The organism is Neisseria sp. HMSC064D07 (assembly GCF_001837185.1).
In the GTDB taxonomy this organism is placed as follows: domain Bacteria; phylum Pseudomonadota; class Gammaproteobacteria; order Burkholderiales; family Neisseriaceae; genus Neisseria; species Neisseria flavescens_C.
In genome coordinates this window covers 25,056-38,132 of record NZ_KV831704.1, presented here as the reverse complement: position 1 = coordinate 38,132, position 13,077 = coordinate 25,056, and the positions used below count along the sequence as shown (strand labels likewise).

Sequence of the window (13,077 nt, the reverse complement as noted above, 5' to 3'; positions counted from 1 at the left end):
AAAGGCCGTCTGAAATCTTTCAGACGGCCTTTTTTGATGAGATTTAGAATGTTTTTTGCGAATCAAGCAATAAGGTAACCGGCCCGTCATTACAAAGGGAAACCTGCATATGGGTTTGGAATCTTCCGGTTTCGACTGTCAAACCATGTTCGCGCAAAAGTTGCGCGGTGTATTGATAAAGCTTGTCCGCTTGCTCTGCAGGCGCGGCATTGGAGAAAGAAGGGCGGCGGCCGCTGCGCGCATCAGCGTAAAGGGTAAACTGGGAAACCAGTAATATCGAGCCGCCGACATCTTTGAGCGATAAATTTAATTTGCCGTTTTCGTCTTCAAAGATGCGCAGGTTGGCGGTTTTATCCGCAATGTATTTGGCGTCTGCTTCCGTATCGGCGTGGGTAACACCGAGCAATATCATAAATCCGTTGTCGATTTTGCCGCAGGTTTCGCGGGAGTTTTCGGACAAAACGTCAACTTTGGCTTGGGTAACTTTTTGAATAACGGCGCGCATGATGTTTTTGAATAAAAAAAGTTTGTAAAAAAGGGCGTAAAAGACACGCCCTTTGGGTTGGAGTATGGTTTCAGACGGCCTGAAACCATTGAATCAATTTACGGATTAATGCCGTTTTCTTTCAAGATACGTTCGATCTGATTATTAACTTTTTGCCGTTTAACTGCTTGGGCAATTTGGTTGCGTACCAGCTCGAAAGGTTCGGCATTCGGATCATGCTCTACTGCACTGAGTTTAAACAGATAAAAACGGTTTTCCATTTGAATCGGCTCATGTGTTACATCGCCTCGGTTCATGTTGGCAAAAGCGGTAGCCAGTTGAGGAGGAAGCTGCTGTGGAGAGATGAAGCCATCGAACTCTTGTTCGGGGTTGGGATAGCGTTTCATCAGTTCTTCAAATGATAAGCCTTTGAGCAGCAGTTCTTGCGCTGCGCGTACTTCGTCGGCTGAAGCAAAGCTGACTTGTTGCAGCTTGATAATGCGTGTTTGCTGGTCGTAGAAACGGCGCAACTCGGCATCGTCAACCACAGTTTGACGTTCTAGATAAGCAGCGTATTGGTTGGCATAAAACTCAGCTTCAACGTTTTTAAACTGATTCTGCACTTCTGCATCTTTGTCCAAACCGGCTTTGATGGCTTCATTTTTCAAAATTTCCAAAGTCTGCAAACGTGTAATCACATCTTTGCGGATTGCCTGACCATCAGGTTTGGCAGTCTGGTTGGGACGTTGATCGGCCTGTCTCAACACTTCGGCGACCATGCTGTCGATACGCGCGGGATCGATTTCAGGTGCTTTGGCGGTTGCCAAGCCGACGGTTGATAGGGCGAGGATAGCCAAAACGGCAGTTTTGGGCTTGATGTTCATGTGAGTTCCTTATTGCCCGCCGCCATCACGGCGGGCACGTTATATTATTTGTTGACTTTGATGCTGGCTTTTTTCAGCAATGATTGAATGGCCGCATCAACACGGGCTGCCTGTAAGTCGCTGCCAATCTCGTTTTTAGCGGCTTCGTAAGAAGGCACGGTAACATTACGGCGGTCATTGACGTAGAAAACGGCGTACAGATTATCGTTTTGCAGCGGCGTTTTAGTGTGCGCACCTTTTTTCAGGTCTTTGATAGCTGCGTAAAGCGGAGGCGCTGATTCTTGTAAATCTTTAAGCGGAACATAAGCTTTAGGGATGCCGCCAGCTTTTTTGGCCGCTTCGTCAATTGAGTATTGGTTCAATACCGAAACAAAGTTCTTTTTCGCGTCCAAATCGGCAATGGCTTTTTGGGCATTGCTGCTGCTGTCGGTTACGATTTCGCCCAATTGGACTTCCTGAGTACCTTTATAGAAGTTGCTGAAGTCGTTGTAAGCGGCTTTGACATCTTTTTCTTGAACAGGATATTGACGGACGATATGCGCCGCGAAAGCTTGGCCTAACAAATCATTTTCGAAAACTGCCCATTCGGTTTTGAATGTGGCTTTTTTATCTGCACCTTGCTTGGCGGCATCGGCACGCGCTTGCTCCAATGCAGCTTTGAATTCAGCGCTTTGATCCAGTTTTAATTTTTTGGCTTCTTGGGTCACAACAGTGCTGATAACTTGGCGTTCAGTCAGCATTTGACGCAATTCAGGCGTGTCTTGAACGTTCGGGTTGCTGGCGCGCACGGAAGCAACTTGGTCATCGATAACACTGCTGTCGATGGCTTGGCCGTTTACGGTGACCAAAGTTTGGGCAAACAGGGTGCCGGAAGCCAGGGCAAGCATCAAGGTTGAAGCAAAGTAGGTTTTTTTCATCGTATTTCTCTTTTAAATTAATGATTGGAAATCAAAGTTTGGGCAGTAATCTTAATGGAAGTATTCGTCCGGCGTGGTTGCTTTGATACTGAGTGCATGAATCAGGCCGTCTGAAAACAAGTCCTGCAAAAGCTGCTTAATCATACGTTGCCGCTGGAGGCGGCCAATGTTTTCGAATGCGTTGCTGACCACCACTATGGCGTAATGCCCGCCGCCTTTATTGCCGGCATGGCCGGCATGCAGATGGCTTTCATCTTCAAAATCAAAGAATTCAGGCTCAAGCGCCTGCAGGCGTTCCTCGATAATTTGACGCATATTGCTCATTTGAACACGGCTTTAAAGGGTTTAACCAATACTTCTGCGTATACGCCAGCATCGACGTAAGGGTCTTGTTCAGCCCATTCTTGTGCTGCGTCCAAAGATTCAAATTGAGCCACAATCAGGCTGCCGGAAACGCGTTCCGGATTGTCTGGTAGAGGATTGGGGCCGGCAGTCAGCAGACGGCCTTGCGCTTTCAATTCTTCCAAGCGTGCCAAATGAGCAGGGCGGGCTGCCATGCGTGCTTCGTGGACATCTTCGGCATCAGTGGCCAAAAGCATGAAATATTCCATTATTGATCCTCCTTAGGCTGGAAACGCATCAGATACATGCCCTGTGCGATAGAAAAAATGATTGTGAAACCCAATGTGCCGAACAATTTGTAATTGACCCATTGGTCTGGAAAATACGTAAAGACAAAGAGATTGGCAGCCCCCATAAAAATCAGGAAGCCAATCCATGCATAAGTCAGGCGCGTCCATACAAAATCAGGAAGCTGCATTTCTTTACCCATCACGGCTTTTAGCCCGTTTTTACCGGCAAGATGACTAAACAGCATGACGATTGCGCCAATCCAAAACAGAACGGTCGGTTTCCACATGATGAAGCGGTTGTCTTTCAGTAAAATCGTTGCACCGCCAAAAAAGACGATCAAAATCAGGCTGATCCATTGCATGGTGTCCAGCTTGCGGTGTTTCCAAAAGGTCAGCGCAGCTTGGGCAATACCGACTATAACCGCAACAGTCGTTGCGGCAATCATGTCTTTGGTGATGATGTATGTGATGAAAAATAAGAATACGGCGAATAAGTCGCTCAAAACTTTCATATGTTAATGATGAAACTAATTGAGTAAATGCTAATCATACAGGCAGATGTGTTTTTTTGCACCTTTCCTTATGACTTTAATACCACATATATCCATATGAAATATTTGTTTTGGGTTGGCGAAATTTGTAAAAAAGAAACACAAGCATGCAAAAGTAATAGATTTGCTAAGGAATTTTAGGCTGAATAGCCTCTATTGCTTGGCAGGAATGGGTTAAAAATATATCATGACGTAATATCTAGTAAATATATGGTTAAATGCGCGCACATTGGTCAGTACCATAATTTCCGAACAGGGGATCAGTTTTGAAAAAACATCACAATATTAAATTAATTACAGCTTCTATCGCTTTAATGACATCGCTCAGTGCCTCTGCAGGTTTGGGTGGCTTAAACGTTCAATCTCATTTGGGTGAGCCTTTTACAGGCAGTATCACTGTGACTGGCGAGGAAGCTCAGGCTCTGCTTAATGGCGGTAAGGCCACTATTTCAAATGGTAATTTGCGCGCGGCGGTACGCAAATCAGGCGATAAGGCAGTCGTTACCATTCGTTCCTCTAAAGCCATCAAAGATCCTGTTTTGGTTTTCCAAGTAGGTGTTGGCGCGCAATCGCGTGAATACACCGCTATTATCGATCCGGCCGGATATGATTCTAAAGATGCTGCATCTGTTCGTACTCGTCCGGCTGCTGAATCTCAATCCTCCGAGCCGATGCGCAATGCCCAACAGCCTGCAACGAAAAATAATAAAGCAGCAGGTAATCAGGCAATTCAAGCGCGTAAGGATGTGCAGCGTAAGGCTGAGAAAAAACAAGTTCAGACGGCCCCTGCTAAAAACGACATGGCTGCACGTTCAGGTAGACAGCATTTGGTGCGTACGGGTGAAACCCTGATTGCCATTGCGTCCAGCATCCGTCCGCAAGGTATGACCTTGGATCAAACCATCCAGGCTTTGGTAAATGCCAACCCGGATGTGTTTATCGATAATAATGCCAACCGTATGTTGGCAGGTAAGGTGCTGAATATTCCAAACCGTAGCGAATTGCAACGTTTGGCTGCTTCTGCTCCTGCTAAAACTAATACGGCAACAGAAAAAGCCAATGAAACCGCTAATACAACAGAGGCTAAAACAGAAAAACCTGTTGTTCAGCCTGAGGCTCAAACTGAAGCTCAGGTCAAAGATGCTGGCGTAAATACACAACAACAGGAAGAAGTAAAACAAGCTTCAGCTGAACAAACAGAACAAGCAGCATCTGCGGCAGTTAATGAAAATGCCGCATCGACTGTTCCTACGTCCGATATTCAAGAAGCTATGGCTTCTGATGCTCAAGAGAACGTAGTGGCTTCTGAGCCTGTTGCAACCACTGATTCTGTTGCGGAGCAAACAGAAAGCGAATCAGACGGCAATTTATGGAAATGGTTGTTGGCAGGCGGTGCAGCCCTTATTGCTGTTTGGTTGTTGTTGAAAGCTGCCGGTAAACGTAAAGACGAGCCAGAAGCGGCACCTGTAAGCCGTAAGGATAAAGAGGAGGCTGTACAGAAAAATGTTGCTGCTTCAGCTGCTGCGGTTGCTGCAACTAAAGTAACGCCGTCTGAAAAAACTCAAGACGGCCTGCTGATTGAAGACGATTTTGAAGATGATGTGGTTATCAATGAAGTAGAAGAATCTTCCAATATTAATGATGTCAAACTTGATTTGGGTAAGATTGACAATAGTCAGGCAGGTATTCTTTCAGGTGCAGTAACGCATGATGTTGAGACAGAGCAACGTCGCCATGCTGATTGGGATAATATCGAATCAACGGAAAGCGTGTACGAGCCTGAACCAGAAAATCCGTATCAGCCAGTATCTGTTGTTATGCCTGAACGTAAAGAAGAGCAGGCAAATGCATTTGCTGAGTTTGATTTGGCGGCAGAGAAAAAAGTCTCTGAGTCAAGAAATGAAGAGCCACTCGAGTTTACGGTAGAAACCCCTGAAGCTTCAGACGGTCATGCGTTGCCATTCGAGGTCAAGCAAGATCAAGACTTGCAAATTCAAGAAACCAAAGAAGAAGTAGAGAAAGAAGAAGCTGCTTCTGAGTTTGTGATTGAAGAAGGTGCATTGGAATGGGGAGCTGAAGATGTTTCAGTAGCCGCCGATAAAAGCAATAGTGAAAGAGGCTTTGTTTCAGAATCAGTTGGCATGACTGCACCGCTTGAAGCTAAATATGATTTGGCTAAGATGTATATCGAAATCGGTGATCCTGAAGCGGCTCGAGAAACATTGCAAGCGCTGATTGAAGAGGCTGAAGGCGATATTCTGCATAAAGCCCAAAAACTGATGAAAGAACTTGGCGCATAAGTACCAGTCAAATGAAGATGCCGTTTCAGACGGCATCTTTTTTATGGTAAATTAAAAAGCAAGATTTTGGCTGAGTCTATTGTCAGTTGGGTAAGATTTCAGCTTTATTATGATGTTCGCAGATAAAGGCCGTCTGAAATACATGAAAGGCGTGTGTTAATCACGCCTTTTTAATATTTGTTGCTTGAGCGTAGGCAACAATATCAATTTACAAGAAGTATAAGAAATGACTGAGCAAGGAAATATAACAGGGCATCTGGTGCAGCGCTGGGCTTTGACCCTCTCTTATGACGGTAGCCGTTTTTATGGTTGGCAAAAACAGGCTGGGGATTTGCCGACTGTTCAGACGGCCTTGGAGCAGGCGTTGTCTTCAATAGCAGGGGAACAAATTAATACCGTCGTTGCGGGAAGGACGGATACGGGTGTGCATGCAACTGCTCAGGTAGTGCATTTTGATACATCAGTAAGTCGTCCGGAGCAAGCATGGGTTCGAGGTGTCAATGCACATTTGCCTGATGGTGTTGCTGTGTTGGTTGCGCAAAAAGTTGCATCTCATTTTCATGCCCGATTTGATGCTTATGGCCGCCATTATCGTTATTTATTGGAATCCTCACCGGTTCGTTCTCCATTATTGGTTGGCAGAGTAGGGTGGACGCATTTGAAATTAGATTTAAATCTGATGAGGCAGGCTGCTGCCTTGTTGGAGGGTGAACATGACTTTTCCAGCTTTCGAGCAGCTGAATGTCAGGCGAAGTCCCCTATAAAGACACTATATAGTACAAAGATTAGTGGAACTTCTCGTTATCTGTGCCTTGATTTGCATGGAAATGCATTCTTGCATCATATGGTACGCAATATCATGGGCGCATTGGTATATGTAGGAAGTGGCAGGATCAGTGTGGATGAATTTCAGTTAATCTTTCATGCAAGAAGCAGATTGAAAACACCTCCGACTTTTATGTCTGACGGCCTGTATTTAACAGGCGTTGATTATCCCGATGAGTTTGGGGTGGTAAAACTGCCTCTGCCTGAGTGGATGGATGTTTCGGGTAATGTTTTTCAGACGGCCTAATTGACGGATTGTTGGTATAAAAGCAACAAAATAGCGTGATTGATGTGTAAATTAATAAAGTGTTGTAAAAATGCACAGTTGGTTTTAAAAGAAATTTATCATTGATTTTAAATAATAAATTTCCTTTTTGGGGCTGTGTTTCCCTTTGCTGGGTTTCAGGGGTAGTGGGGATGGATTGAATAAAGTTTGTTTTTTTAGAGAGGAGCAATTATAGTAACAGTCATGGAATCGCTGATTCCAGCGATAATGTAAGCCTAAGCGGATTGTCTGGTCTGCTTAAGTTATTTCTTCACAATAGAAAAGGAATACAGCAATGAAAAAATCTCTGATTGCTCTGACTTTGGCAGCTCTGCCTGTTGCAGCTATGGCTGATGTGACTCTGTACGGTCAAATCAAAGCCGGCGTTGAAATTTCTAAAGTAAAAGAAGGTAAGACTACTTCTAAAACTGCTACTGAGATTGCTGACTACGGCTCTCGCATCGGTTTCAAAGGCCACGAACACTTGGGTAGCAACCTGAATGCTATCTGGCAAGTTGAACAAAGAACTTCTATCGCCGGTGGTGACTCTGGTTTCGCTAACCGTGAATCTTTCTTGGGTTTGGAAGGCGGTTTCGGTAAAGTTCGTGCCGGTAACTTGAATACTGCTCTGAACGACAGCAGTGACAGCTTTGACCCTTGGGAATCTAGTGTGGCTAACGAAGACGCTCTGCAATTGGGTAAAATCAAACGTGTAGATTCTCGTAAAGTATCTGTACGTTACGATACCCCTGTATTTGGTGGTTTCAGCGCAAGCGTACAATACCAACCTCGCGACAATGCTAACCCTGCCGACAAAGGTGTACATGCCGTAAAAAGTCGTGAATCTTACGACTTGGGTCTGAACTACGAAAACTCTGGCTTCTTCGGTCGCTATGCTGGTTCTTATGCTAAACGTGCTGACTTGACTGATGATTACTTGGAAGTATTCAACCACAATAAAACTTTGGCTGCTGGTACTTACAAAGATCACCAAGCTCACCGTCTGACTGCTGGTTACGATGCTAACAACCTGATGGTTGCTGTTGTAGGTCAATACGAAGGCTTCAAAGCTGACGTAGTTGGTGCTAAGAAAAATGAACGTACTGAAGTTGGTGCAACTGCTGCTTACCGCTTCGGTAACGTAACTCCTCGTGTTTCTTACGCTCACGGCTTCAAAGCTAAAGAAAACGGCGTGAAACAAGAGAACAGCGCTTACAACCAAGTTATCGTTGGTGCTGACTACGACTTCTCTAAACGTACTTCTGCCCTGTTGTCTGCCGGCTGGTTGAAAGAAGGCAAAGGCGACAACAAATACGAGAAAACTGCTGGTACTGTTGGCCTGCGTCACAAATTCTAATCTGACTTAAGATTAGTCTGAAAAAGAGCCTGTTTTATACAGGCTCTTTTTGTTTGTGTGGAAAATATATTTTGTTTTGAAAGAATGGAAGGTTAAAGTTTTTAGATTATTTTCAGACGGCCTATTGAAATTAAAATCGAATCTTTGTATTCTGCTTTAATATATGCTAAATAGAATTTTGGGAATTGTTTTGAGTATTATTATAAATAAATTAATAATATAATAAGATTTGTTGAATCGGGTTGATTTCACTGTGTTTCATGTCTGCTAAAGATGGGATTGTTTAATATAGTTCTAAAGTATTATTAGCATGTAGAATTTGGTTTTAAGATTTGTAAACTTGATTTTAATCAAATTATTGCTGATGGATGATTCATATAATATCAGTGTTTAGAGTATCGATATATCGGGAATAGCCATGTCCTGTCTTGAAATGAAGTGCTTAAGTGGCATTTGGAAACGAATCCTTGTGCTGTTTGCTGTATTTTCTATGATGATAGTAAGCCTGCCTGCTTACGCGGAGCGCTTGCCTGATTTCTTGGCAAAAGTTCAGCCGTCTGAAATTTTCCCCGGTGCTGATCGCTACGGTAAGCCTGAAGGTAAGCCCTTGGTTGCTCGCGTGTACAAGGGCGAAGAGCAGCTTGGCTTGGTTTATATCACAACTGACGTGGTCAATACGCGCGGTTATTCGAGCAAACCGATCGATACGATGGTTGCTTTGGCCAATGATGGCACTATTGCCGGCGCAAAATTGGTTGAACACCATGAGCCGATTATGCTGATCGGTATCCCGCAATCCCGTGTCGATAAATTCATCGACAAATATATCGGCTTAAATTTTATTAAAAATCCGCCTCAACCTGGTGTGGCTCCTGGTGATATCATCAGTGGTGCGACTGTAACGTTAATGGTGATTAACGACAGTATTCAGCGTTCTGTCAAATCGGTTATTCATCAATATCATTTGGGTACTGATAAAGCGACTCAAGCCGGTGCTGTTGCCGCTTCTGGTGAACAAGCTGCAAATGAGCCTGCGGTTCAAACCCGTCCCCGTCGTGCTGTGAATCCTGATAAACAAGACATTCAGTCTTGGAATGCGCTTTTGGAACAAAAAGCCGTCGGCCATCTGCATATTTCTATCGACGAAATCAATAAACTGTTTGAGAAAAGCGGTAAAGCAGGTGTGGCAGATCATGCGGAGCAGGGCGATAGTAATGATACATTTATTGATCTGTATGTTGCCTTGGTTAGCCAACCTTCCATCGGTAAAAGCCTTTTAGGTGAAGCCGGTTGGAACAACCTGCAAAAACGTTTGAAACCTGGCCAAGAAGCCGTGATGGTGGCCGGCGAGGGTCGCTATTCTTGGAAAGGTTCGGGTTATGTCCGCGGTGGTATCTTTGACCGTATTGAAATGATTCAAGGCGATACCAGCTTCCGCTTTACCGATGCGCAACATGAACGTGTAGTTGCTTTATCCGCAGAAGGTGCGCCTGCATTTAAAGAAGTTTCTTGGTTCACTATTCCCGAAGGTGTGGAATTTGATGGTGCTGAACCATGGCGTTTGCAATTGATGATTCAACGCGTATTGAGCGTAAATGATAAGGCATTTGTAACTGCCGATTTGGATTATGAATTGCCAAAAGGCTACTACGTTGACGATCCTAAAGCACCGCCGGTTGAAATTAGTGCACCGGTTGAGCCGGTGGCTGCGGCAGCCTCTGTTCCAGAAGAAAGTACAGGTATTGCAGAAGATGCAACGGCTGAGGAAGGCGTATCCAACCAACTTTGGAAACAGGTTTGGAAAGCCAAACAAGGTCAAATCGTGGTTGTCGGTATTGCTTTGACAATTCTTCTGTTGGTATTCCTGTTCCAAGATTGGATTGTCCGTTACGAAAAATGGTATGACCGATTCCGTCTCTGTTTCCTGACCTTTACGCTGTTTTATATCGGCTGGTATGCTCAGGCACAATTATCGGTAGTGAATACTTTGACGTTGTTCTCAGCTGTTTTGACTGAGTTCCACTGGGAATTCTTCCTGATGGATCCGCTGGTATTCATTCTGTGGCTCTTTACAGCGGCGACCATGCTGTTGTGGAACCGCGGTACATTCTGTGGATGGCTGTGTCCTTTCGGTGCATTGCAAGAGTTAACCAACCGTATCGCTAAAAAATTGGGTATGAAACAAATTACAGTGCCACACTTGTTGCATACCCGTCTGAGTGCGATTAAATATGTAATTTTCTTCGCTTTGCTGGCAATTTCCCTGTACGATTTGGGTACGGCTGAAAAATTTGCTGAAATTGAGCCTTTCAAAACTGCAATTATTTTGAAATTCATGCGTGAATGGTGGTTTGTTCTGTTCGCCGCCGCTTTGCTGATTGCAGGCTTGTTCATCGAACGTTTCTTCTGCCGTTATCTGTGTCCTTTGGGTGCAGGTATTGCATTGCCGGGCCGCTTCCGTGTGTTTGATTGGCTGCGCCGTTATAAAATGTGCGGTAACCCATGCCAGATTTGTACACACGAATGCCCAGTACAGGCAATCGCACCTGAAGGCGACATTCATCCGAACGAATGTATCCAATGTCTGCATTGTCAGGTAATGTATCATCACGATACGCGTTGTCCTCAAGTAGTGGCAACGAATAAGAAAAAACAAAAACAAGCGGCGGCAAAAGCTGAACAGCATGATGCGGCAGCGACGCAAAATGCCCAAGAACAAGTTGTCCAGTTTGTTAAAAAAGAATCGGCAATCAGTGTCGACAAGTAGTAATTTATCAATAAAAAAAGAGGGCTGTATCGGCAGCCCGACTTAGAAAATTTTTCATCGGCAGGCCGTCTGAAAAATCGGCCGCCGGATTTTATCCAAGGAGTGTCGTATGTCAGACGAAAAATTAGAACAAAACGGCTTAAGCCGTCGTTCATTCTTAGGTACTGCCGCTGCTTCCGGTGCAGGTATTGCCGGTGCCGGTTTGTTGGGCTTGGCCGGTTGCTCTAACGGCGAGGGTGATAAAGCCGCTGCTTCCGGTGCTGCACCTGCCGAAAAAGCCGCTGCTCATTCTGCCGAACCGGGCAAACAAACTTCCGAAGTCGGTCCAGGCGAGCTTGACCAATACTACGGTTTCTTGTCAGGCGGTCAATCAGGCGAAATGCGCTTGATCGGCGTACCTTCTATGCGTGAGTTGATGCGTATCCCTGTATTCAATATGGACAGCGCTACCGGTTGGGGTCGTACCAACGAGAGCCTGCGTATTTTGAATGAAAAAATTACACCGGAAACCCGTAAATTCCTGCAAGACAGCGGTCTGCGCTGCTACCCTAACGGTGACTTGCACCACCCGCACTTGTCTTTTACCGATCAAACTTACGACGGCCGCTATGCATATGCCAACGATAAAGCAAACAACCGCGTTTGCCGTATCCGCTTGGATGTGATGAAAACCGATAAAATCGTTGAAATTCCAAACGTTTCAGGTGTTCACGGTCTGCGTCCTCAACGCTATCCGAAAACTGGCTACGTATTTGCCAACGGTGAGCATATCGTTCCTGTTGATGGCGTAGGCAAATGGGATGATCCTAAAACTTGGAATGCCGTTTATACTGCAGTTAACGGCGAAACCATGGACATCGCATGGCAAGTATTGGTAGACGGTAACTTGGATAATGGCGATGCCGACTACCAAGGTAAATACTCTTTCTCTACCTGCTATAACTCTGAGCGCGCTCTGACTGTACAAGGTGCATCTTCTAACGAACAAGACTGGTGTGTGGTATTTAACCTGGCCGCCATCGAAGAAGGCATCAAAAAAGGCGACTTCAAAGAAGTTAACGGCGTGAAAATGTTGGACGGTCGTGCGGAAGCCAACTCTCCATACACTCGTTACATCCCGGTTCCTAACTCTCCTCACGGCTGTAATGCAAGCCCTGACGGCAAATACATCATGCTCAACGGTAAACTGTCTCCAACCGTTACCGTATTGGATGTCAGCAAACTGGATGACTTGTTTGCAGGTAAAATCAAAGAGCGCGATGTTGTCGTAGCCGAGCCTCAACTGGGTCTTGGCCCATTACACACTGCATTTGACGGTCGCGGCAATGCCTATACTACATTGTTTATCGACAGCCAAATGGTGAAATGGAACATCGACGATGCGATTAAAGCCTATAAAGGCGAGAAAATCGATCCGATCAAACAAAAACTCGACGTTCACTATCAACCGGGCCACAACCACACTACCATGGGCGAAACCAAAGAAGCCGACGGTAAATGGTTGGTATCTTTGAACAAGTTCTCTAAAGACCGCTTCTTGAATGCCGGTCCTTTGAAACCTGAGTGTGACCAATTGATCGACATCTCCGGCGACGAAATGCGTCTGGTGCATGACAATCCGACTTTTGCCGAACCACACGACTTGTGCTTGGTTGCTGCGTCTAAAGTGAACCCAAGCAAAACTTGGGACCGCAAAGACCCATGGTTCTGGCAAGAAGCTTTGGAACAAGCTCAAAAAGACGGTGTTGAGCTGGAAAAAGCTGCCAAAGTCGTACGTGAAGGCAACAAAGTACGCGTGTACATGACTGCCGTTGCGCCTGCTTACAGCGTTCCTCAATTTGAAGTGAACCAAGGCGACGAAGTTACCGTATATGTAACCAACGTTGAGACCATTGAAGACTTGACTCACGGCTTTACTTTGGAAGGTTATGGCATTGCTATGGAGATTGGCCCGCAAGCTACATCTTCTGTAACCTTCAAAGCTGTCCGTCCAGGCGTACACTGGTACTACTGCCAATGGTTCTGCCACGCATTGCACATGGAAATGTCTGGCCAAATGATTGTTAAACCAAAATAATTTCGGTTTGATGATTTA

General features: G+C 45.2%; 11 protein-coding genes. 5 read left to right on the top strand and 6 right to left on the bottom strand.

Features of this window, described 5'->3' with window-relative positions; all coding sequences use genetic code 11:
* Window positions 1-43: 43 nt before the first annotated feature.
* The 6 genes from dtd to HMPREF2608_RS08435 all read right to left on the bottom strand — a co-directional run bounded on the left by dtd (window position 44) and on the right by HMPREF2608_RS08435 (window position 3,429).
* Window positions 44-505 carry a D-aminoacyl-tRNA deacylase gene (gene dtd, locus HMPREF2608_RS08460; RefSeq protein WP_003748635.1) on the bottom strand — a complete coding sequence of 154 codons (462 nt, stop codon included), beginning with the start codon at window positions 503-505 and terminating at the stop codon, window positions 44-46.
* Between the two features lie 98 nt (window positions 506-603).
* Window positions 604-1,368 (bottom strand): peptidyl-prolyl cis-trans isomerase, encoded by a 765-nt coding sequence (locus tag HMPREF2608_RS08455; RefSeq protein WP_070826632.1) that lies wholly within the window; start codon window positions 1,366-1,368, stop codon window positions 604-606.
* 44 nt (window positions 1,369-1,412) lie between these two features.
* Complete coding sequence (locus HMPREF2608_RS08450; protein ID WP_070826631.1) at window positions 1,413-2,285, bottom strand: peptidyl-prolyl cis-trans isomerase; 873 nt, start codon at window positions 2,283-2,285, stop codon at window positions 1,413-1,415.
* Window positions 2,286-2,336: 51 nt separating this feature from the next.
* On the bottom strand, window positions 2,337-2,609 hold the full coding sequence (locus HMPREF2608_RS08445; RefSeq protein WP_070826630.1) for a BolA family protein: 273 nt from the start codon (window positions 2,607-2,609) through the stop codon (window positions 2,337-2,339).
* Complete coding sequence (locus HMPREF2608_RS08440; RefSeq protein WP_070826629.1) at window positions 2,606-2,896, bottom strand: YciI family protein; 291 nt, start codon at window positions 2,894-2,896, stop codon at window positions 2,606-2,608. Before HMPREF2608_RS08440 ends, HMPREF2608_RS08445 begins: the two co-directional genes overlap by 4 nt.
* Window positions 2,896-3,429, bottom strand: a complete 534-nt coding sequence (locus HMPREF2608_RS08435) for a septation protein A (RefSeq protein WP_063069207.1) — start codon at window positions 3,427-3,429, stop codon at window positions 2,896-2,898. The genes HMPREF2608_RS08440 and HMPREF2608_RS08435 overlap by 1 nt, the downstream gene beginning before the upstream one ends.
* 353 nt (window positions 3,430-3,782) lie before the next feature.
* Between HMPREF2608_RS08435 and HMPREF2608_RS08430 the strand changes: the two genes are divergently transcribed.
* The 5 genes from HMPREF2608_RS08430 to nosZ all read left to right on the top strand — a co-directional run bounded on the left by HMPREF2608_RS08430 (window position 3,783) and on the right by nosZ (window position 13,059).
* On the top strand, window positions 3,783-5,768 hold the full coding sequence (locus HMPREF2608_RS08430) for a motility hub landmark protein FimV (protein WP_084824616.1): 1,986 nt from the start codon (window positions 3,783-3,785) through the stop codon (window positions 5,766-5,768).
* 226 nt (window positions 5,769-5,994) lie between these two features.
* A complete protein-coding gene (truA, locus tag HMPREF2608_RS08425; RefSeq protein WP_070826627.1) occupies window positions 5,995-6,840 on the top strand; it encodes a tRNA pseudouridine(38-40) synthase TruA in 846 nt (281 codons plus the stop codon).
* Between the two features lie 313 nt (window positions 6,841-7,153).
* A complete protein-coding gene (gene porB / locus HMPREF2608_RS08420) occupies window positions 7,154-8,215 on the top strand; it encodes a trimeric porin PorB (RefSeq protein WP_070826626.1) in 1,062 nt (353 codons plus the stop codon).
* 490 nt (window positions 8,216-8,705) lie between these two features.
* Window positions 8,706-10,982: a NosR/NirI family protein gene (locus HMPREF2608_RS08415; RefSeq protein WP_283122308.1), complete on the top strand. Its 2,277-nt coding sequence runs from the start codon at window positions 8,706-8,708 to the stop codon at window positions 10,980-10,982.
* Between the two features lie 109 nt (window positions 10,983-11,091).
* Complete coding sequence (gene nosZ / locus HMPREF2608_RS08410) at window positions 11,092-13,059, top strand: TAT-dependent nitrous-oxide reductase (RefSeq protein ID WP_070826625.1); 1,968 nt, start codon at window positions 11,092-11,094, stop codon at window positions 13,057-13,059.
* Window positions 13,060-13,077 lie beyond the last annotated feature (18 nt).